The sequence below is a fragment of the Mesorhizobium sp. J428 genome (assembly GCF_024699925.1).
In the GTDB taxonomy this organism is placed as follows: domain Bacteria; phylum Pseudomonadota; class Alphaproteobacteria; order Rhizobiales; family Rhizobiaceae; genus Mesorhizobium_A.
On record NZ_JAJOMX010000001.1, the window covers coordinates 1,747,279 to 1,766,115 of the forward strand.

Below are 18,837 nucleotides of genomic sequence, written 5' to 3' on the forward strand. Positions count from 1 at the left end.
TCGCCCGCGTCCCTAGCGCGGGCGGTGGGCAAACCACCGAAGAATGGGAAATCGCGGCCGATATAGACCGAAAGCGGGATTGAGGCAAGAGAAAGGGCTGAATACGCGCGGGAACCCGGCCACGTGAGGTAGACGCCACCAAACTAACTATAGCGGCGTCGAATTGGGGCTGAACCAGAAATGGCGATCTATCTATCGCCCCTTCAGCAATCGCGAAATGCCACGCAACGGCGCCGTCAGGCGCCAGGACGTGCTGCTGGCGACGGCCTGTTTGAAGGCCTCCAGCTCAGCCGCCTTATGGTCAAACGCCCTGCGTGCCTCTTCGGTCTTCTTCTCCAGAGGCTTCAGATTGTAGCGTTCGGTCCTGAGCGCGGAGATTTCCCTCGTCACCGCCTCCAAGGCCGCAGACTGCACAAAACGAAAACCGTGCCGCTTTTGTCGTGAACCTGCTCGTATTCTGGAGTTCTCGGCTCGTCCAGTTCACCCGACATCCAGCACGATCTTGCCGATGTGCTCGCCGTCCTGCATCCGCTCATGCGCGCGCCAGGCCTCGCGCAGCGGGAAGATCATGTCCAGCACGGGCGCGATCCTGCGTTCCGACAGGAGAGGCCAGGCCTGACGCTCCAGTTCGGCCGCGATTTCTCCCTTGAACTCCACCGAGCGCGGGCGCAGCGTCGAACCGGTATGGGTCAGGCGCTTGATCATCAGCTTCGAGAAATCGGCCGTCGCCTTGGCCCCCTGCAGGAAAGCAATCTGGACGATCCGCCCGTCGACCGCCGCGCAGTCGTAGTTCCGGCCGATGTAGTCGCCGCCCACCATGTCGAGGATGACGTCGGCCCCCTTGCCGCCCGTCACCTCCTTCACCACCGCGACGAAGTCCTCGCTCCGGTAGTTCACCGCGCGGTCGGCCCCCAGCTTCGTACAGGCTTCACATTTCTCGGCCGAACCCGCCGTCGCGATGACCCGCGCGCCGAACGCCTTGGCGAGCTGGATCGCGGCGGTGCCGATGCCCGACGAGCCGCCATGCACGAGGAAGGTCTCGCCCGCCTTCAGCCCGCCCCGTTGGAAGACGTTGTGCCACACCGTGAAGAAGGTTTCGGGAATGGCGGCGGCCTCGGTGAAGGTGAAGCCGTGCGGCACCGGCAGCGCATTGGTCTCGTGCACCAGGCAGAATTCGGCATATCCGCCGCCCGGCGTGAGCGCCGTGACGCTGTCGCCGACCTTCCACCGCTTCACGCCTTCGCCCGCCGCGGCCACTTCGCCCGCCACCTCGAGGCCTGGCAGGTCTGATGCGCCCGGCGGCGGCGGATAGGCGCCCTGCCGCTGCAGGACATCGGGCCGGTTCACGCCCGCGGCCTTGACCCTGACCAGGATCTCGCCCGGGCCAGGCTGCGGCAGTGGCCGCTTCTCGGGCTTCAGCACCCGTGGACCGCCCGGCTCGGTGATCGCTATGGCCGTCATCGTGTCGGGCAATCTGGCCGGTTGCTTCATCTTGGTTCTCCGCTGCCGTCCGGGGTTGTTCGCCCCATTCATCCGGCTCTATGTATCCTCTGTCCGCAAAGAGGCAAACCGGAGGACGATATGGCCCTGTTCGAAGAGGAGCCGAGGAAGAAGAAGCTGGCTCACGAGATCGGCCAGGACCTGTCGGCGCTGTCGGTCGGAGAACTCGAGGAGCGGATAGGCCTGCTGCGCGAGGAAATCCTGCGCCTGGAGGCGGAGAAGACGGCCAAGGGCGCGACACGCAACGCCGCCGACGCACTGTTCAAGCGCTAGGAAAATCCGCCCGGGCGGAACGAAGACGATTTCCCGTCCTTGAAAGGACACAAAGCGGGTATCCTCAGCCGAGCCGAATCCCAGAGCGGAAGCTTCTCATGTTCGCATCCTTCGGTCCGATCCTAGCCCTTCTGCGCGGCACGGCTTTCCTGCTGGCCGCGTCGGGCCTGCACGGGCTGCTCCTGCCGCTGCGCGGCCAGGCCGAGGGCTTCTCGACCTCCTCGCTCGGCCTGCTGGGCACCGCGTGGGCGGCCGGCTTCGTTGCCGGCTGCCTGCTTGCGCCGCGCCTCGTGCGCCGGGTCGGCCACGTGCGCGCCTTTGGCGCGTTCGCCGCGTCTGGCGCCATCATCGCGCTGATGACGGGCCTGCTGATCCATCCGATGATCTGGATCGTGCTCCGCGCCTTCACCGGCTTCGTCATGGCCGGCGCCTTCATGGTCATCGAGAGCTGGCTCAACGAGCGTGCGACCAACGAGAACCGCGGCACGGTCTTCGGCCTCTACATGATGGTCACCTATGCCTCGATCATGGCCGGCCAGATGCTGGTCGCATTCGGCGACGTGACCACCGACAAGCTGTTCATGGTGGCGGGCATCTTCTTCTGCCTGTCGCTCATCCCGACCGCGGTCTCCACTGCCGTGACGCCCAAGCCGCTGCAGGAAGTCTCGCTGGACATCAGGGGCCTCTACGCCAACTCGCCCGTCTCGGTGATCGGCTGCCTGCTCGTCGGCGTCGCCAACGGTGCCTGGGGCACGCTTGGCGCGGTGTACGGCGCGCAGATCGGCGTCTCGACGGCCACGATCGCGCTGATGATGAGCCTGACCGTGGTGGCCGGCGCGGCGATGCAGATGCCCGTCGGACGCATTTCCGACATGACGGACCGCCGCAACGTGCTGGCGGGCGCGGCCTTCATCACCGCCGTGATCGGCATCGCGACCTATTTCCTCCAGCCGAGGTCCGACGTCTTCGTGCTTGTCATGACGGCGGCCTACGGCGCGCTCGCCTACACGCTCTATTCGATCGCGGTGGCGCATGCGAACGACCACGCGGATGCGGCGAACTTCGTCAAGGTGTCCGGCGGCCTGCTGCTGCTCTACGGCTTCGGCACGATGATCGGGCCGGTCCTGGGCGCGGTGCTGATGGAGCGGTTGCGGCCGGACGCCATCTTCCTCGCGACCGCGCTCGCCCACCTCGGGCTGGCCGGCTACACGCTGGTGCGCATCCGGGCCCGCGCGCCCGTGCCGATCGCCGAGCGCGAGACGTTCCAGACGCTGCCGTCCGAGCGGGCGGTCACGCCGGAATCGCTGCGTCTCGATCCGCGCAGCGGAGAATCGACATAGAGCGTCCTCTGCAGACCGCATTGACCCGTTGAATTGGGCCGCATGCTCTCTTACGCTGGGGTATGGCGATCGAAGATGCGTTCCTTGCAATATCCGATCCGAACCGGCGGACGATCCTCGAGGAGCTCCGTCGGCAGCCCCGCACCGTGAACGAGCTCGCCGCCGGTCTGCCGGTGTCGCGGCCGGCCGTATCTCAGCACCTCAAGGTGCTTCTCGACGCCGGCCTCGTCTCGGTTCGCGCCGAGGGGACGCGACGGATCTACGCGGTCGAGAACGGCGGTTTCCTGCGCCTCAACCTGTGGCTCGACCAGTTCTGGGCGGAATGAGGCATTCCTGAACTGGAACGACCCGCCGGGAGCACCGGCGAGCCGTTGAAAAAGCTGCAGACGCGCCGCGAGGGCGCGAAGAGATCAGTGTCGGGTCTGCGTATCGTCCTTCTCGGCATGGAGCCGCTGGATCTGGTCCTTGAGAGCCAGCTTCCGGCGCTTCATCGCGACGATCTCCACGTCGTCTGTCGACGGGCTCGCTTGCGCCTCGACGATTCGCTGTTCGATCTCGCTGTGGCGCTTCTGAAGTTCCGCAAGATGGGACGCTAATGACATCTGTCGTTCTCCCTTCGCTGGTTTCCTCGTTTTCCGCCAGGGAGGCCGCCCCGCCGGACGGCGTTCATGACGGACGGATGACACTGTGCCACCCCTCCTCGCGAATGTCGAACACCTCAGAGTAGCATTTCGTTTCGCGGCGAAATGTGATATGGCGACTCGCCGGTCGCGGCCCGTATTCGGGCTCTCCGACATTCCTGCGCGACCGCGCTATATTTATCGAGACGGAACCTAGATGTCCGACCAGGACCAGGCAGAAATCAAGCTTGAATACGCACGTCTCAAGCAGGAACATGCCGACTTCGACGCTGCGATCAACGCGATGATCGCCACCGGCTGCGATCCCCTGCAGATCCAGCGCATGAAGAAGAAGAAGCTGCATCTGAAGGACAAGCTGATACAGCTTTCCGACAAGGTGATTCCCGACATCATCGCCTGAAGCGGCGGCGGGCCGCTGCTTGCGCCGCCCCGCCGATTCCGCTAGGTCCGCCGCCTGACGAGGGACACCGATATGGCCGGCAGCGACGTTGCGATCATCATGGGCAGCCAGTCCGACTGGGCGACCATGCGCCACGCCGCCGAGACGCTGGAAAGCCTCGGCATCGGCCACGACAGCCTGATCGTCTCCGCCCATCGCACGCCCGAACGCCTTTACGAATTCGCCCGCGGCGCCAAGGCCAGGGGCTACAAGGTTGTGATCGCCGGCGCGGGGGTGCTGCGCACCTGCCGGGCATGACCGCCTCGCTCACCCCTCTGCCGGTGTTCGGCGTGCCGGTGGAATCCAAGGCGCTGTCGGGCCAGGATTCGCTGCTGTCGATCGTCCAGATGCCCGCCGGTATCCCGGTCGGCACGCTCGCCATCGGCCGTGCCGGAGCGGTCAACGCAGCCCTTCTGGCGGCGGCCGTGCTGGCGCTTCACGATGACGCACTGGCGGCGCGTCTCGACGCTTATCGCAAGGCGCAGAGCGACAAGGTGGCGCTGGTGCCATCGGACGGCGCGGAATGAAGGCGCCGCTGCCGCCGGGCTCGACCATCGGCATTATCGGCGGCGGCCAGCTCGGCCGCATGCTGGCCATGGCCGCCGCGCGGCTGGGCTACCGCACGATCATCCTCGAACCGCAGGCCGACTGCCCAGCCGCGCAGGTCGCCAACCGGCAGATCGTTGCTGCCTATGACGATCCTGCGGCGCTCGCGGAACTGGCCGAGAGCTGCGACGTCGTGACCTACGAATTCGAGAACGTGCCGGTGCAGGCGGCCGCCGCGCTCGCAGGCCGGGTGGAGGTCTCGCCGCCGCCGATGGCCCTCGACGTGTCGCAGGACCGGCTGGTCGAAAAGAGCTTCATCAACGCGGCCGGCATCCCGACGGCGAACTTCCGCGCGGTCGATTCCGACGAAGACCTGATAGCCGCCTGCGTCGCGTTCGGTGGCTCCGGCGTGCTCAAGACCCGCCGCCTCGGCTATGACGGGAAGGGACAGCGCCTGCTGCGCGATGAGACCCCAGCCGATCTCGCCGGCGTCTACGCAGCCATGGGCGGCGTGCCCCTGATCCTCGAAAGCCTGGTTCCCTTCGAGCGCGAGATCTCGATCATCGCCGCGCGCGGCCGCGACGGGACGGTGCGCTGCTGCGATCCGGCCGAGAACGTCCACCGCGACGGCATCCTGCACACCTCGACCGTTCCGGCGCGCATCCAGGAGCGGACGGCGGAGGCGGCGCGCAAGGCCGCGACGGCGATCCTTGAGGCGCTCGACTATGTCGGCGTCATCGGCGTCGAGTTCTTCGTGCTCGGCGAGGGCAACCTGCTGGTGAACGAGATCGCGCCGCGCGTGCACAATTCCGGCCACTGGACCGAGGCCGCCTGCGCTATCTCGCAGTTCGAGCAGCACATCCGCGCCGTCGCCGGCCTGCCGCTCGGCGATCCGAAGCGCCATTCGGACTGCGTGATGGAGAACCTGATCGGCGACGACGTCAACCGCCTCGCCGACCTCGCCGCCGAGCCTGACACCGTCATCCATCTCTACGGCAAGGCCGAAGCGCGGCCCGGACGCAAGATGGGGCATTTCACACGGTTGACGAGGATTTCTCGATAGCATTTCTGCTATGTTTTGCATCGTGTGCTGATTGAGCAAAGCAGGTGATGCGATGACTAAACTCACGGATCTGAAGCAGAAACTCTCGAAGAATCCGGAATTCGTGGCCGAGTATGTCAAGGCTGACGAGGAATATGCGGTGATCGAGGCGCTGATCGCCGCCCGCACCTCTGCGAGCCTTTCGCAAGCGGAATTGGCAATCCGGCTCGGAACGACCCAATCCGCCATCGCGCGCCTGGAAAGCGGTCGCATCTCGCCGTCGCTGTCGACGCTTCGTCGCTATGCCGAAGCGACGGGAACCCGATTGAACGTGTCGCTGGTGGCGAGATAGACGCTGCGCCTTGACAGCCTGCTGCCGCGCCGGTATGGACCCGCATCGTTTTTGGCGCGCCCCATCGGCGCGTCTTTCGTTTTGGCCCGAACGGGCCTCACCGACGGGCTAAGACAATGAAGATCAAGAACTCGCTCAAGGCTCTCAAGGGCCGTCACCGTGACAACCGCCTGGTTCGTCGCAAGGGCCGCATCTACATCATCAACAAGACGGCTCCGCGCTACAAGGCGCGCCAGGGCTGAGCGCCCGCTTCACGCGAATTTCAGTTTGACGCCGCGCGAGATCGGGACTAGGTTCCCGATATGCGCGGTGTTTTGCTTTTGCTCCTTGGACTGGGCGTCCTCGCCCCGGCACTCCCCTCATACGCTCAATCCAGCGCCGCACCCGTCGCGCCGGCCATGACGCAGGCGGAACGGACCGCCGCGCTCGACGCGCTGTTCGTGGAACTGAAGCGGGAGCGCAAGGAGAAGGCGGCCGAGCGCATCGCGTCGCGCATCCGCGACAGCTGGCTCCACTCCGGCAGCGCGTCGATCGACGCGATGATGCAGTGGTCGGAAGACGCGGTGAAGGCCAAGAAATACGGCGCGGCGCTGGATTTCCTCGACCGGGTCACCGTGCTCGAGCCCGATTACGCCGAAGGCTGGAACCAGCGCGCCACCGTCCATTTCCTGATGAACAACTACCGCAAGTCGATGGCCGACATCGACAAGACACTGAGGCTGGAGCCACGCCATTTCGGCGCGCTGTCCGGCATGGGCGCGATCCTGAAGCAGTCGGGCCGCAAGGAGCTTGCGCTGAACGCCTATGAACGCGCGCTGGCGATCTATCCGATGATGCGCGGCGCGCAGAAGGAAGTGGCGGAACTGGCCGAAGAACTGGCCGGCGAGGGAATCTGAGCCTTCCCTCCGGCGCGCCAGCGTTTATTCTCCCTTATCTCCGAATCCCTGCTCCCGCCGGCTCATGAACCTCGTCTACGCGCTGATCCTGTTCGTCGCCGCCCTCTCGCTCACGCTCGCCGGCGTCACCCGCGTCGGAACCTGGCTGATCGAGCGGCGCAATCCGCCCGTCGGATCGTTTGCGACGGTCAACGGCACGCGCATGCACTTCGTCCATGTCGCCGGCCCATCCACTACCGACCTTCCGCCGGTCGTCTTCGTCCATGGCGCGAGCGGCAATCTGAAGGACCAGATGCTGCCCTTCCGGCAGGCGCTTGAGGGCCGCGCGGAGATGCTGTTCTTCGACCGGCCGGGCCACGGCTGGTCCGCCCGCGGCCCGGCGAACGAGGACCCGCACGGGCAGGCGAAGACGATCGCCGCGCTAATGGACCATGCCGGGATCAATCGCGCGGTCGTCGTCGGCCATTCCTTCGGCGGCGCGATCGCGGCCACCTTCGCGCTCGACTTTCCCGGCCGCACGGCGGGCCTCGTCTTCCTCGCGCCGGCGAGCCATCCGTGGCCGGGCGGCGCGACCTCCTGGTACTACACGCTGACGACAAGGCCCGTGGTCGGGCGGCTCTTTTCCGAGACCTTGTCCTATCTCGGCGGGATCCTGCGGATCGGCGCGGCGAGCGAATGCGTCTTCTCGCCCAACAAGGCGCCCGACACCTATGTGCGCGACGCCTCGATCGCGCTGGTGCTGCGGCCGGCGGCGTTCCGGGCCAATGCGACGGACGTGGAGGGCCTCTACCGCCACGCGCTGGCGACCGCGCCACAGTACCGCGAGATCACGGCACCCACGGTGGTGATCTCGGGCGACAGCGACACGGTGGTCTACGAGGAGATCCACTCCGCCGGCCTCGGGCGCGACATTCCGGGCGCGGAGCTGGTCTGGGTGCACAATCTCGGCCACAAGCCGGACTGGATCGCGACGGACCTGGCCGTCGCGGCGATCGGCAAGGTCGCGGGCCGCCCGGCTGATCTCCAGGCGCTCGCCAAAACCGTCGAGGCCCGCATCGCCGACGACCGCCACGGCGTCGGCATCTGCGTCGACGAGACGGCGCCCTATCGCGCGCCCGAGCTGAAGCCGGCGGAATAGGCCGTGATCACCCGGATTTTCCGGGGTTCATGCGGACACATCGAACTGCGCCGCGAAGGGGCTTCGGGAGGAGATCTGTTCCCCGGCGAACGCGATCAGAACCCGCCCAATCCGTCCGAGCCGATATAGGCGATGCGCAGCATGTTGGTGGCGCCCGGCGTGCCCAGCGGCACGCCCGCGGTGACGATGATCCGGTCGCCCGACTTGCCGAAGCCTTCGTCGAAGGCGATGCGGCAGGCGCGCTCCACCATGTCGTCGAGGTCGTTGGCGTCAGGCGTCACCACGCAATGCTGGCCCCAGACGAGCGACAGTCGCCGCGCCGTGGCGAGCACGGGCGAAAGCGATATGATTGGCAGCTGCGGCCGTTCCCGCGAAGCGCGCAGGCCGGTCGTGCCGGAGGACGTGTAGGTGACGATGGCGGAGAGCTTGAGCGTCTCGCCGATCTGCCGCGCAGCAGCCGAGATGGCGTCGGCGCCGGTCGCCTCGGGCTCCGAGCGCTGCGCGTTGATGATGCCCGGATAGACCGGGTCCTGCTCCACCTTCTCGGCGATCTTGTTCATCATCGCCACCGACTCGATCGGATACTGGCCGGCGGCGGATTCGGCAGACAGCATGATCGCATCCGCGCCCTCGAACACAGCAATCGACACGTCGGACACTTCCGCGCGCGTCGGCACCGGGGCCGAGATCATAGACTCCAACATCTGGGTCGCCACGACGACCGGCTTGCCGGCGCGGCGGGCGGCGCGCGTGATCTGCTTCTGGATGCCGGGGACGGCTTCCAGCGGCATCTCGACGCCAAGGTCGCCGCGCGCCACCATCAGCGCGTCGGAGAGCTCGATGATTTCCGCCAGGCGCGCGACCGCCTGCGGCTTCTCGATCTTCGACATCAGCGCCGCGCGGCCCTTGGCGATCTTGCGCGCCTCGGCCAGATCCTCCGGGCGCTGGATGAAGGACAGCGCCACCCAGTCGACGCCCGTCTCCAGCACCGCGTCGAGGTCCTTGCGATCCTTGTCCGTAAGCGCCCCGACCGGCAGCTCGGTGTCGGGCAGGCTGACGCCCTTCTTGTTCGAGATGTTCGTGCCGGAAACGACCTTGCAGACGATCGACTTTCCGTCGGCCGACTCGGCGACCAGCGCAAGCCGCCCGTCGTCGATGAGCAGGCGGTCCCCCGGCTTCACCGAGGCGAGGATCTCCGGATGCGGCAGGTGCACCCGCGTCGCGTCGCCCGGCGTGGGATCGGCGTCCAGCGTGAAGGTCTGGCCCGGCGTCAGCGTCTCCTTGCCGTTGGCAAACAGGCCGACGCGCAGCTTCGGGCCCTGCAGGTCGGCGAGGATGCCGATAGGCCGGCCGACCTTCGTCTCCACCGCGCGGATGCGGCCGACAAGCTCCCGCATCAGGGGATGGTCGGTATGGCTCATATTGATGCGGAACACGTCCGCACCGGCCTCGAACAGCTTCTGGATCATCGCCTCGTCGGACGATGCGGGTCCGAGCGTGGCGAGGATCTTGACCTTGCGGCTGCGTCTCATTGAGTGCCTGTCGGGCTGGGAGGGGTCGGGCCGCCGGGCGGCAGTTCGTCGGTCAGTTCGACCATCCAGCTCGACTGTTCGCGCGTGTCGTATTCCTGGAAGCCGGCGCGCTGGAAGCCGCGCCGCACGCAATCGTTCACGGCGGTGATCTTGAACTCTTTTTCGGCCACGCACATGTTGGTCGGGCCGTCCCAACGCCCGCCGCGCTCGGCGTCCTCGGCATAGAGATAGTAGTAGCGCGAGGCGAGAGGGCCTTCGATCAGCGTCTTGCAGGTCGACGCCTCGATGTGCCACCAGCCCTCGGTGATCCAGCCGGCAGCGGCGCGATAGCCGATCGCCACGCCGACGAGGCTCTGCGTCGCGTTGCAGACGCGGAAATCGGCCAGTGCCGGCGTGGAAAAGGCGACGGTTCCCATTGTCGCCATCGCGAAAAGCGCCGGCAGGGTGATGGCATGGCGCGTGCGTGCGGCCTTGGCGACCTGCATTCTCGAACTCTTCGGCTGACGAAGCAATGTAAGGCTCTTTTCGGAAAACTCGCGCGATCTGTCAACGAAACTCGGCTGCACTGCGGCAGAAGCCGGTGAAATCCGCAGTTTCACTGCATCTATATCGATACGGCATTGCGCGAGGCTGCACGAGGTGGAAGAAGAGCCGAATCCGGACCACGAGCGGAATCCAGAATCGATATGGCCAGGACGGCCCTCTTCTCCCCATTCGAGATCATCGAAGGCAACCGCGCCGGCGGCATGCTGATCGTTGCCGACCATGCCAAGCGGGACATGCCGGACGAATATGGCGATCTCGGCCTTCCTCCGGCGGAATTCGACCGCCACATCGCTTATGACATCGGCGTGGAGATGGTCACGCGCCGGCTGGCCGGGATCACCGGCGCGCCGGCGGTCATGTGCGGCTTTTCGCGGCTGCTGATCGATCCGAACCGCGGCGAGGACGACCCGACGCTGATCCGGCAGGTCTATGACGGCACGGTGATTTCTGGCAACTATCCGATGTCGGAGGAAGAGCGGCAGCGCCGGTTCGACCACTTCTATCGCCCCTATGACGACGCCGTGGGCGCGCTGATGTCCTCCGTCGCGGAAGCGTCCGGCCGGTCGCCGTTCATCGTCTCGATGCACTCCTTCACGCCCGTCATGCAGGGCCGCCCGCGCCCCTGGCACGTCGGCATCCTGTGGGACAGCGACCCGCGCGCGCCGCTGCCGCTGATCGAGGCGCTGGCGGCGGACGGCACCCTCGTCGTCGGCGACAACGAGCCCTATGACGGGGCGCTGCGCGGCGACACGATGTTCCGCCATGCCATCGTCAACGGCTTTGCCCACGCGCTGATCGAGATCCGGCAGGACCTGATCGGAACGCAGGCGGGCGCCGACGAATGGGCGGCTCGCCTCGCACCCGTCCTTGACGCGATCAATCGACAGCCCGATATCCATGAGGCGAAGCAGTTCGGGTCCCGCACGGGGCCGATCTGAGGAGGCTCCCATGACCGACCTGACCGAGACCGAGCAGCGCGACTTCGAGGCCGCCGCCTTCCGCCGCCTCCTGCAGCACCTGCGCGAGCGCACCGACGTGCAGAACATCGACATGATGAACCTCGCCGGCTTCTGCCGGAACTGCCTGTCGAACTGGTATCGCGACGCCGCCAACGCGGCCGGGCACGACATGTCGAAGGACGAGTCGCGCGAGATCGTCTACGGCATGCCCTATGCCGAGTGGCAGGCGAAGCACCAGAGCGAGGCGTCCGACGCCAAGAAGGCCGCCTTCGAGCAGAACCGCCCTAAGGACCACTGACAGCAGCGCGCCGGTGTGACCCGTTTGCGCCTTGACCCTGCCGGGACGGTGGGGCATCGCAGGCCTTCCGGGCGGCGTGCGAGTCGCCCCGCAACGACCAGATTGAGGAGCATACCTTGGCCGACGAGATCACAGAAACCTCGCAGACTGTCGCTGCCGGCCAGCTGAAGGCCTTCATCGAGCGCGTCGAGCGGCTCGAGGAGGAGAAGAAGACGATCTCCGACGACATCAAGGACGTCTACGCCGAGATGAAGGGCACGGGCTTCGACACGAAGGCCGTGCGGACCATCATCCGGCTGCGCAAGAAGGACCAGGCCGAGCGCCAGGAGGAAGAGGCGATCCTCGACCTCTACAAGGCCGCGCTCGGCATGGAGTAGGGACGAATTGCCCTCTAGCGAAGTCCACGTCATCGAGCCTGTGGGAATCCCTGTGGCGCTGCGTCGCGCCGGCTGACAGCGGATGCTAAGGACGGTGCCGGAAGGGGGTACGGATGAAGGTCAACATCGACATGGGCGCCGCGGCTCGCGGCGCCGTGGCGGAGATGGATCTGGAAGAGCTGCTGGCGACCCGCCTGCTGGTGCAGGGCAATTCCGGGTCCGGCAAGTCGCATCTGCTGCGCCGCCTGCTGGAGCAGAGCGCGCCGTGGGTGCAGCAATGCATCATCGACCCCGAGGGTGATTTCGTCACGCTGGCGGAGAAGTTCGGCCATCAGGTGGTCGACGCCGCCCGCACCGAAGCGGAGCTGACACGGATCGCCGGCCGCGTGCGCCAGCACCGCGTCTCCGTGGTGCTCAATCTCGAAGGGCTCGACGTCGAGCAGCAGATGCGTGCGGCCGCCGCCTTCCTAGGCGGTATGTTCGACGCCGAGCGCGAGCACTGGTATCCGGTGCTCGTCGTGGTCGACGAGGCGCAGCTTTTCGCACCCGCCGCCGCCGGCGAGGTCGCGGACGAGGCCCGGAAACTCTCGCTCGCCGCCATGACCAACCTGATGTGCCGCGGCCGCAAGCGCGGTCTGGCCGGCGTCATTGCCACCCAGCGGCTCGCCAAGCTGGCGAAGAACGTCGCCGCGGAAGCGTCCAACTTCCTGATGGGGCGCACATTCCTCGACATTGACATGGCGCGCGCGGCAGACCTGCTCGGCATGGATCGCCGCCAGGCCGAGATGTTCCGCGACCTAGCGCGGGGAAATTTCGTCGCGCTGGGGCCAGCCCTGTCGCGCCGTCCGCTGCCGATCACCATCGGCAGCGTCGAGACCTCCGCGCGCTCGAGCAGCCCGAAGCTGATGCCGCTGCCGGAAGCGCCCCAGGATGCCGGCGACCTGATCTTCACGCCCGCGCCCGACGAGGCACGGCTGGTGGTGCGCAAGCCGCCACCGACGCCGATCCCGACCGCCGACCTGCTGGCGCAGCTGTCGCGGCCCAAGCCCGCGCCTGCGCCGCCGGCCGAACCGGTCTTCGCCATCATCGACGAGGCGGAGCGTGACGCCGGCATCGACACCGTACTGCGCGAGATTCTCGACGATCCCGATGCGGCTTTCCGCACCGATGCCGTCCTCTATCAGGACTTTCTGGTCCGCAGCCGCATCCGCCGCGTACCAGGCGAGCCCCTGTCGCTGTCGGGCTTCCGCCGGCGACTGGCGGTCGCCCGCGCCGGCGTCGACGAACATTCCGGCGGCGAAGTCTGGGCGAAGGCGCTGTCGCTCTCGGAAACCCTGCCCGACGACCTCCAGGGCGTGTTCCTGATGGTCGCACGCGCCGCAACGCTCAACGCCCCGGCCCCGTCCGACGCCACGCTCGCCCGCGCCTATGGCAGCCACTCGCCACGCCGCGCCCGGCGCCTGCTCGCCTATTTCGAGGAGCGCGGCCTGCTGGTCGTACGCACCGATTTCCACCAGCGCCGCGTTCTCGCCTTCCCCGACCTCGGCTGCGAAACCGCCCCCGGCCACCCCGAAGCACCCGACGAACCGCAGCGCGACGCGGCGGAATAAGGCACGGCCTGCCGCGCGCGGTAGGCAATCTGTCTCGCAAAGACCGACCGGCGGCAGATCGTTCTGCCGCCGGACTTTGTCTTCAGCCCTTGGCCGGCACGGCGTCCGGCGCCTCGAGCGCCCGGTTCGGGTGGCGCTTCGTCCACCAGTCGCCGAGGAAGAGCAGGATCGGCGCGGCGATGAAGATCGATGACGTCGTCGCCACAATCACGCCGGCCACCATCGGCACGGCGAAGTTTTCGGTCGCCTTGCCGCCCCAGATCGCCATCGGCACGATCGACAGCAGGATCGCGATCGAGGTGTAGACGCAGCGCGCGAACACCTGATTGATCGACATGTCGATGACGTTGCGCAGCGGCATCTTCTTGTAGGCTCTCAGGTTCTCGCGCATGCGGTCGTAGACCACCACCTTGTCGTTGACCGAATAGCCGATGATGGTCAGCAGTGCCGCGATCGCCGTCAAGTTGAAGTCGAGGCCGAGCAAAGCGAAGAAGCCCACCATCTTGGTCGTATCGAGCACCAGCGTCGCGATCGCGCCGATGGCGAAGTTCCACTCGAAGCGCCACCAGATGTAGCAGAGCATCGCGGCCGCCGCGAGGACCACCGCCAGCACGCCCGATTGGGCGAGCTCGCCGGAGACCTTCGGCCCGACGACCTCGGTCTTCTCGAACTTCACGCCCGGATCGAGCTTCTGCACCGTGTCCTTGACCTTCTCGACGGCCGCCGTCTGAGCAGCCTCGCCGCCGTCCTGCCGTTGCACGCGGATCAGGACGTGGTCGGCGTCGCCGACGTTCTGCAGCGCGATTTCACCCAAGCCCAGATCCGAGAGCGAGCTTCTCAACTGGCCGAGATCGGCCGGCTGGGACGAGGTGATCTCCACCTGGATGCCGCCCTTGAAGTCGATGCCGTAGTTGAGGCCGGGCTTCATGAACAGGCCGATCGAGGCCAGCGACAGGAGGATCGACACGCCGATGCCGAGGAAGCGGCCCTTCATGAAGGAGATCGACGTCTTTTCCGGGAAGAACCGGAACAGCGGCTCGATGCGCAACACCTTCAGCTTCCGCCGGCGCACCACCTCCTGCATGATGACGCGGGTGACGGCGACGGCGGTGAACATCGACAGCAGCGTGCCGAGCACCATCGTCACCGCGAAGCCGCGCACCGGGCCCGCGCCGAACATGAACAGCAGGCTGGACACGATCAGCGAGGTGGCGTTGGCGTCGACGATGGTCGAATAGGCGCGCTTGAAGCCCTGGTCGAGCGCCGCGAAGGCTCCGAGCCCGCGCTTGGTCTCCTCGCGAATGCGCTCATTGATCAGGATGTTGGCGTCCACGCCGAGGCCGATGCCGAGGATGATGCCGGCGATGCCGGGCAGCGTCAGCGTAGCGCCGAGCATGGCGAGCGCGCCGAAGGTCAACAGCACGTGCAGCAGCAGCGCGAAGTTGGCGATCATGCCCCATGCGCCGTAGAGCGCGACCATGAACAGCACGACGGCGACGAAGCCGGCAATGCCGGTGTAGACGCCCATCTTGATGACGTCGCCGCCGAGGTCGGGGCCGACGGTGCGTTCCTCGATCACGGTCAGGGGTGCCGGCAGCGAGCCGGAGCGTAGCAGCGCCGACAGCGTCACCGTCTCGTCGACGGTGAAGTTGCCGCTGATCTGACCCGAACCGCCGACGATCGCCTCGCGGATGACGGGCGCAGTCAGCACCTTGCCGTCGAGCACGATGGCAAAGGGCCGGCCGACGTTCTGGCCGGTGATCTCGGCGAACTGACGCGCGCCGAGACTGTCGAAGCGGAAGGAGACGATCGGCTCCTTGGTGCGCTGGTCGAAGCCGGCGCGGGCATCCGTGAGGCGCTCGCCGTCAACGGCGACGCGGTCCTCGACCGGCACCTGGCCGCCGCCCTTGGCATCCGGCAGCATGGTCACGCCGCGCGGCAGCGGCTCGCCCTGGCCGACATTGGCGACCATGTGGAAGGTCATCTTGGCGGTGCTGCCCAGCAGCTGGCGCAGCCGGGTCGGGTCCTGCAGGCCGGGAAGCTGGACGAGGATACGGTCGGCGCCGACGCGCTGGATGGTCGGCTCCGCGACGCCGACCTGGTCGACGCGCTGGCGCACGATCTCGAGGCTCTGCTCGACGGCACGGTCGACGCGGTCCTTCAGGCCCGCCTCGGTGAGCGTCACCTTGATCGGCGCGTTCGCGTCGGAGCCATCGACCGCGAGATCCGACGAACCGGCGGAGAAGCCGATCGCCGATACAGGCGTGGACAGCGCCTTCAGGCTATCGATCGCCTTGGTGCGGGCTGCCGGATCGGCGACCGCGACCATCACCGTGTCACCCGCCAGGCGGATGGAGTCGGTGCGGACGCCGTCCTTGCGCAGCGCCGTGCGGGCGTCGTTGAGCAGCGATTGCAGCCTGTCCTGCTTGAGGGCGGCGGAATCGACCTCGAGCACGAGGTGCGAGCCGCCCTGGAGATCGAGGCCGAGGGTGATCTGGTGCTTGGGCACCCAGTTGGGGAGCGCGGCGAGCTGCTGCGCGGTGAAGAGACTTGGAAGTGCGGCGAGAACGCCGACGAGGATGATGAGGGCGTAGCCCCACATCACGCTCTTGGAAGTGCGCATGATCTGATCCTTCGAAAGACGCAGTCGCGGCGCGGGGCCGCAAGCGTCGAAAAGCCTGAACGGTTCCGCCCCGTCGGGCGGCGAAAGGTCAGGAAAGGATCGGCGGTGCGCGGGCGCGGAAGCCCGAAGACCTCGGCGAAAGATCGAAGGATGCGAGCGACACCGCGCCGTGCGCGGCACGCAGCGTCGGCAGGTCGAAGCGGACATCCGGCACGACGGCCGGTTCCGGACCGTCAAAGCCGGCGGCCGAGACGGCTTCCAGAGCGCGCTCGGTGAGCAGAACCATCCGCATCTGCGCGCTGGGCGCAGTCGAACGCTGGACGGGAAGATCGCCGGATCGGGCAGCGCCTGTCGACGCCGCGCCGGTCTGGCCGGGGTCGAGCGGGACGACCTGCTGGACGCCCGCGCCGAGTGTCAGGATCGCGACAAGCCACAGCATGGCCGCCGACAGAAGATGTGTCGGTCCGTGCATTGCCTTATGTGGCTGCGGCTTCATCGCGGGTCGCTATACGCCTCTTCGCCGCGCCGCACCAGAGCGGCCGCGCGTCGCGGATCAATCCGCGGCCTTGGCATAGGAGGCAAGTGCGGCGACAAGGAGGAGGAGCACCGCCACGCCGAGGAAAACCGGCGCAAAGCCGAAATGGCCGCCGACGAAGCCGAGGCCCGAGGGCGCGACCAGGATGCCGGAATATCCGATCGTCGTGACGACGCTCATGCCCGCGCCCGGCGGCAGGCCGGGATGGTTGCCGCCGGCCGAGAACGCGATCGGCACGGTGTTGGCGATGCCGAGCCCAGCAAGGGAAAAAGCGGCGATCGCCAGCCACGTATCCGGCGCCAGGCCGGCGCCGAGCATGCCTACCGCGGAAATCAGGGCCGAGATGCGCAGCGTCTTGACCGCGCCGAACCTGTCGCGCACCCGGTCGCCGAGGAAGCGCATCGTGGCCATGGCTGCCGAGAACGCCGCGAAGGCGAAGCCGGCGCTGGCGATCGAGGCGCCGAGTTCCTCCTTGAGATAAAGGGCGGCCCAGTCGAGCACCGCGCCTTCCGGCACCATGCAGAACAGCGCAATGAGGCCGACGAGATAGAGCGAGGGGTCGCGCGGCAGGGCGAGCGGCTGGCGCTCGTGCGGTTCGGGCCGGTCGTCGCCGCCGAGCTGCGACACCACGAGGGCGACGACTGCGAGCGCGACGACGGTCACGGCACCGGCATGGGCGAGCGCGCCGAAGCGCTCAATGACGAGACCGCCGGCCGCGCCGCCGGCAAAGCCGCCGAGGCTCCAGAAACCGTGCGAGGACGACATGATGGCGCGGCCAAGCGCGCGCTCGACGGCCACCGCATTGGCGTTCATCGACACGTCCATGCCGCCCACCAGCCCGCCGAACAGCACCATGGCGAGCGCCGCGGTCCAGACGCTCGGTGCGGCGACGACCACGATCAGGCCGAAGGCGGCCGCGAAGGCGAACCAGGTGAGCGTGACGCGCGAGCCCTGCCGGCCGATGACGTAGCCAGCGGCGGGCATCGCGATCAGCGCGCCGAGGCCGAAGCCGAGGATGAGCAGGCCCAGCGTGAACTCGGTGATGCCGAGCCGCGCGAGGAACAGCGGGATCTGCGGTGCCCAGCTGCCGATGATGAATCCGTTCACCGCAAACAGCGCGGCGACGGCCCAGCGGGCGCGGAGAATGACGGGATTTGCAGCGGCGAGGCTCGACATCGGAGCTTCTTAAATCGATTTAGAAACTCCGGCAAGCTACTCGCTGTCCGAGCGATTGGGCCAGCAGGGCATGGAGGTAGGACTATCGCAAGTGGCGTTCACCCCCACGCCTACCCCCTCCCCACAAGGGGAAGGGGACGCTAACGCCTTACTTCACCGAACAATGCGAGATGTGGTGCTGCCGCCAAGTTCCCCCTCCCCCTTATGGGGAGGGGGTAGGGGCGGGGGTAATTCGACATGCGATCGCCCGAGACTCTCGTCGGCTTCAGGCCGCCCGTGCCAGCACCACGGCGTCGGGACCTGCCGGGAAATGCAGCTGGCCCGTCATGTCGTTGGCCGCCTGCCACACCGCTTGCGCGACGTCGGTTTCCTTCGTCACCAGTGCAGGCGACGCGAACTCAGCGAAGATCGGCTGCGCGAAGGCCGCATAGGCCGGCGGGATCAGGTCCTCGACACGCAGTTCCGTGTTCTGCGAGAAGCGCGTGCTCGGAGCATAGCCGGGCTCGACCAGCTTGACCCGCACGTCGAAAGCCCCGAGTTCATGCGCCAGCGAGCCGGTGAAGCCGGTGATCGCCAGCTTGCTGGCGGTGTAAGCGGCGGCAAGCGGCATCGAGGCGAGCGTCACGCTGGAGGTGACGTTGACCACCACGCCGGAGCGACGCTCGCGGAACTGCGGGATGACCGCCTGCGTCATCGCCATCACGCCGAACGTGTTGGTCTCGAACACCTTGCGCACATGCGACATCGGGGTCGCCTCGAAGGCGCCGACGACGCCGATGCCGGCATTGTTGACCAGCGCGTCGATCGGCCCCGCCGCTTCGATCACAGCTGCGATGCTCGCAGCGTCGGTCACGTCGAGCGGCAGCAAGCGGATACGCTCGGACCGGGGGAGGATCTCTTCGCGGGGCGTGCGCATCGTCGCGATGACGTTCCATCCGCGCGAGTGGAAGTGGCGGGCCGTCTCGAGGCCGTAACCCGAAGAGGAGCCGGTGATCAGAACGGTTTTCATGATGA

Annotated in this window: 22 protein-coding genes and 1 pseudogene; 14 read left to right on the top strand and 9 right to left on the bottom strand. The window is 67.1% G+C overall.

The genetic code is table 11. The features are described from left to right. Positions 1 to 192: 192 nt before the first annotated feature. Positions 193 to 399 carry a hypothetical protein gene (locus LRS09_RS08695; RefSeq protein WP_257805362.1) on the bottom strand — a complete coding sequence of 69 codons (207 nt, stop codon included), beginning with the start codon at positions 397 to 399 and terminating at the stop codon, positions 193 to 195. An 81-nt stretch (positions 400 to 480) separates the two neighbouring features. Further along, entirely contained in the window at positions 481 to 1,491 is a 1,011-nt protein-coding gene (locus LRS09_RS08700; protein WP_257805363.1) for an NAD(P)H-quinone oxidoreductase, read from the bottom strand. A gap of 90 nt (positions 1,492 to 1,581) precedes the next feature. Between LRS09_RS08700 and LRS09_RS08705 the strand changes: the two genes are divergently transcribed. The 3 genes from LRS09_RS08705 (at position 1,582) to LRS09_RS08715 (ending at position 3,439) form a co-directional block, all read left to right on the top strand. Then, a complete protein-coding gene (locus LRS09_RS08705; RefSeq protein ID WP_257805364.1) occupies positions 1,582 to 1,773 on the top strand; it encodes a DUF1192 domain-containing protein in 192 nt (63 codons plus the stop codon). Between the two features lie 98 nt (positions 1,774 to 1,871). Then, a complete protein-coding gene (locus LRS09_RS08710; protein ID WP_257805365.1) occupies positions 1,872 to 3,113 on the top strand; it encodes an MFS transporter in 1,242 nt (413 codons plus the stop codon). Between the two features lie 62 nt (positions 3,114 to 3,175). Continuing rightward, on the top strand, positions 3,176 to 3,439 hold the full coding sequence (locus tag LRS09_RS08715; RefSeq protein WP_085467187.1) for a helix-turn-helix transcriptional regulator: 264 nt from the start codon (positions 3,176 to 3,178) through the stop codon (positions 3,437 to 3,439). A gap of 84 nt (positions 3,440 to 3,523) precedes the next feature. Here LRS09_RS08715 and LRS09_RS08720 read toward each other — a convergent pair whose 3' ends face one another. After that, positions 3,524 to 3,715 (bottom strand): YdcH family protein, encoded by a 192-nt coding sequence (locus LRS09_RS08720; protein ID WP_257805366.1) that lies wholly within the window; start codon positions 3,713 to 3,715, stop codon positions 3,524 to 3,526. Between the two features lie 235 nt (positions 3,716 to 3,950). On the opposite strand from LRS09_RS08720, the gene LRS09_RS08725 reads away from it, so the two are divergent. From LRS09_RS08725 to LRS09_RS08755, 7 genes and pseudogenes are all read left to right on the top strand, one after another. After that, positions 3,951 to 4,154: a YdcH family protein gene (locus LRS09_RS08725; protein WP_085467189.1), complete on the top strand. Its 204-nt coding sequence runs from the start codon at positions 3,951 to 3,953 to the stop codon at positions 4,152 to 4,154. A gap of 72 nt (positions 4,155 to 4,226) precedes the next feature. Further along, positions 4,227 to 4,720, top strand: a pseudogene (gene purE / locus LRS09_RS08730) (5-(carboxyamino)imidazole ribonucleotide mutase). Next, positions 4,717 to 5,802: a 5-(carboxyamino)imidazole ribonucleotide synthase gene (locus LRS09_RS08735; protein ID WP_257805367.1), complete on the top strand. Its 1,086-nt coding sequence runs from the start codon at positions 4,717 to 4,719 to the stop codon at positions 5,800 to 5,802. Before purE ends, LRS09_RS08735 begins: the two are co-directional and overlap by 4 nt. Before the next feature lie 52 nt (positions 5,803 to 5,854). Further along, positions 5,855 to 6,133, top strand: a complete 279-nt coding sequence (locus LRS09_RS08740) for a helix-turn-helix domain-containing protein (protein ID WP_257805368.1) — start codon at positions 5,855 to 5,857, stop codon at positions 6,131 to 6,133. A 116-nt stretch (positions 6,134 to 6,249) separates the two neighbouring features. Then, on the top strand, positions 6,250 to 6,375 hold the full coding sequence (gene ykgO / locus LRS09_RS08745; protein ID WP_085467193.1) for a type B 50S ribosomal protein L36: 126 nt from the start codon (positions 6,250 to 6,252) through the stop codon (positions 6,373 to 6,375). 60 nt (positions 6,376 to 6,435) lie between these two features. Next, entirely contained in the window at positions 6,436 to 7,029 is a 594-nt protein-coding gene (locus tag LRS09_RS08750; protein ID WP_374684825.1) for a hypothetical protein, read from the top strand. A 64-nt stretch (positions 7,030 to 7,093) separates the two neighbouring features. After that, a complete protein-coding gene (locus LRS09_RS08755) occupies positions 7,094 to 8,167 on the top strand; it encodes an alpha/beta fold hydrolase (protein WP_257805370.1) in 1,074 nt (357 codons plus the stop codon). Positions 8,168 to 8,262: 95 nt separating this feature from the next. Here LRS09_RS08755 and pyk read toward each other — a convergent pair whose 3' ends face one another. Then, a complete protein-coding gene (gene pyk, locus LRS09_RS08760; RefSeq protein WP_257805371.1) occupies positions 8,263 to 9,699 on the bottom strand; it encodes a pyruvate kinase in 1,437 nt (478 codons plus the stop codon). Further along, a complete protein-coding gene (locus tag LRS09_RS08765) occupies positions 9,696 to 10,124 on the bottom strand; it encodes a DUF1036 domain-containing protein (protein WP_374684902.1) in 429 nt (142 codons plus the stop codon). Before LRS09_RS08765 ends, pyk begins: the two co-directional genes overlap by 4 nt. A gap of 261 nt (positions 10,125 to 10,385) precedes the next feature. On the opposite strand from LRS09_RS08765, the gene LRS09_RS08770 reads away from it, so the two are divergent. The 4 genes from LRS09_RS08770 (at position 10,386) to LRS09_RS08785 (ending at position 13,489) form a co-directional block, all read left to right on the top strand. Beyond that, positions 10,386 to 11,183 (top strand): N-formylglutamate amidohydrolase, encoded by a 798-nt coding sequence (locus LRS09_RS08770; protein ID WP_257805372.1) that lies wholly within the window; start codon positions 10,386 to 10,388, stop codon positions 11,181 to 11,183. 10 nt (positions 11,184 to 11,193) lie between these two features. After that, the gene (locus tag LRS09_RS08775) at positions 11,194 to 11,502 is read left to right on the top strand and encodes a DUF1244 domain-containing protein (protein ID WP_257805373.1); all 309 of its coding nucleotides are present in this window, start codon (positions 11,194 to 11,196) and stop codon (positions 11,500 to 11,502) included. Between the two features lie 116 nt (positions 11,503 to 11,618). Further along, entirely contained in the window at positions 11,619 to 11,879 is a 261-nt protein-coding gene (locus LRS09_RS08780; protein WP_257805374.1) for a DUF2312 domain-containing protein, read from the top strand. 113 nt (positions 11,880 to 11,992) lie between these two features. Continuing rightward, positions 11,993 to 13,489, top strand: coding sequence for an ATP-binding protein (locus LRS09_RS08785; RefSeq protein WP_257805375.1), 1,497 nt, complete (start codon positions 11,993 to 11,995; stop codon positions 13,487 to 13,489). Between the two features lie 82 nt (positions 13,490 to 13,571). Here LRS09_RS08785 and secD read toward each other — a convergent pair whose 3' ends face one another. The 4 genes from secD to LRS09_RS08805 form a co-directional block, all read right to left on the bottom strand. Further along, positions 13,572 to 16,112 (bottom strand): protein translocase subunit SecD, encoded by a 2,541-nt coding sequence (secD, locus tag LRS09_RS08790; RefSeq protein ID WP_257805376.1) that lies wholly within the window; start codon positions 16,110 to 16,112, stop codon positions 13,572 to 13,574. 88 nt (positions 16,113 to 16,200) lie between these two features. Further along, on the bottom strand, positions 16,201 to 16,584 hold the full coding sequence (locus tag LRS09_RS08795; RefSeq protein WP_257805377.1) for a hypothetical protein: 384 nt from the start codon (positions 16,582 to 16,584) through the stop codon (positions 16,201 to 16,203). Positions 16,585 to 16,665: 81 nt separating this feature from the next. Next, entirely contained in the window at positions 16,666 to 17,823 is a 1,158-nt protein-coding gene (locus LRS09_RS08800; protein WP_257805378.1) for an MFS transporter, read from the bottom strand. Positions 17,824 to 18,088: 265 nt separating this feature from the next. Next, entirely contained in the window at positions 18,089 to 18,832 is a 744-nt protein-coding gene (locus tag LRS09_RS08805) for an SDR family oxidoreductase (RefSeq protein ID WP_257805379.1), read from the bottom strand. Positions 18,833 to 18,837 lie beyond the last annotated feature (5 nt).

What these genes read in the sequence shown, in the direction of transcription:
- LRS09_RS08700 (WP_257805363.1), bottom strand. Translation starts at nt 1,491, where the DNA reads ATGAAGCAACCGGCCAGATTGCCCGACACGATGACGGCCATAGCGATC.
- LRS09_RS08705 (WP_257805364.1), top strand. Translation starts at nt 1,582, where the DNA reads ATGGCCCTGTTCGAAGAGGAGCCGAGGAAGAAGAAGCTGGCTCACGAG.
- LRS09_RS08710 (WP_257805365.1), top strand. Translation starts at nt 1,872, where the DNA reads ATGTTCGCATCCTTCGGTCCGATCCTAGCCCTTCTGCGCGGCACGGCT.
- LRS09_RS08715 (WP_085467187.1), top strand. Translation starts at nt 3,176, where the DNA reads ATGGCGATCGAAGATGCGTTCCTTGCAATATCCGATCCGAACCGGCGG.
- LRS09_RS08720 (WP_257805366.1), bottom strand. Translation starts at nt 3,715, where the DNA reads ATGTCATTAGCGTCCCATCTTGCGGAACTTCAGAAGCGCCACAGCGAG.
- LRS09_RS08725 (WP_085467189.1), top strand. Translation starts at nt 3,951, where the DNA reads ATGTCCGACCAGGACCAGGCAGAAATCAAGCTTGAATACGCACGTCTC.
- LRS09_RS08735 (WP_257805367.1), top strand. Translation starts at nt 4,717, where the DNA reads ATGAAGGCGCCGCTGCCGCCGGGCTCGACCATCGGCATTATCGGCGGC.
- LRS09_RS08740 (WP_257805368.1), top strand. Translation starts at nt 5,855, where the DNA reads ATGACTAAACTCACGGATCTGAAGCAGAAACTCTCGAAGAATCCGGAA.
- ykgO (WP_085467193.1), top strand. Translation starts at nt 6,250, where the DNA reads ATGAAGATCAAGAACTCGCTCAAGGCTCTCAAGGGCCGTCACCGTGAC.
- LRS09_RS08750 (WP_374684825.1), top strand. Translation starts at nt 6,436, where the DNA reads ATGCGCGGTGTTTTGCTTTTGCTCCTTGGACTGGGCGTCCTCGCCCCG.
- LRS09_RS08755 (WP_257805370.1), top strand. Translation starts at nt 7,094, where the DNA reads ATGAACCTCGTCTACGCGCTGATCCTGTTCGTCGCCGCCCTCTCGCTC.
- pyk (WP_257805371.1), bottom strand. Translation starts at nt 9,699, where the DNA reads ATGAGACGCAGCCGCAAGGTCAAGATCCTCGCCACGCTCGGACCCGCA.
- LRS09_RS08765 (WP_374684902.1), bottom strand. Translation starts at nt 10,124, where the DNA reads ATGGCGACAATGGGAACCGTCGCCTTTTCCACGCCGGCACTGGCCGAT.
- LRS09_RS08770 (WP_257805372.1), top strand. Translation starts at nt 10,386, where the DNA reads ATGGCCAGGACGGCCCTCTTCTCCCCATTCGAGATCATCGAAGGCAAC.
- LRS09_RS08775 (WP_257805373.1), top strand. Translation starts at nt 11,194, where the DNA reads ATGACCGACCTGACCGAGACCGAGCAGCGCGACTTCGAGGCCGCCGCC.
- LRS09_RS08785 (WP_257805375.1), top strand. Translation starts at nt 11,993, where the DNA reads ATGAAGGTCAACATCGACATGGGCGCCGCGGCTCGCGGCGCCGTGGCG.
- secD (WP_257805376.1), bottom strand. Translation starts at nt 16,112, where the DNA reads ATGCGCACTTCCAAGAGCGTGATGTGGGGCTACGCCCTCATCATCCTC.
- LRS09_RS08795 (WP_257805377.1), bottom strand. Translation starts at nt 16,584, where the DNA reads ATGCACGGACCGACACATCTTCTGTCGGCGGCCATGCTGTGGCTTGTC.
- LRS09_RS08800 (WP_257805378.1), bottom strand. Translation starts at nt 17,823, where the DNA reads ATGTCGAGCCTCGCCGCTGCAAATCCCGTCATTCTCCGCGCCCGCTGG.
- LRS09_RS08805 (WP_257805379.1), bottom strand. Translation starts at nt 18,832, where the DNA reads ATGAAAACCGTTCTGATCACCGGCTCCTCTTCGGGTTACGGCCTCGAG.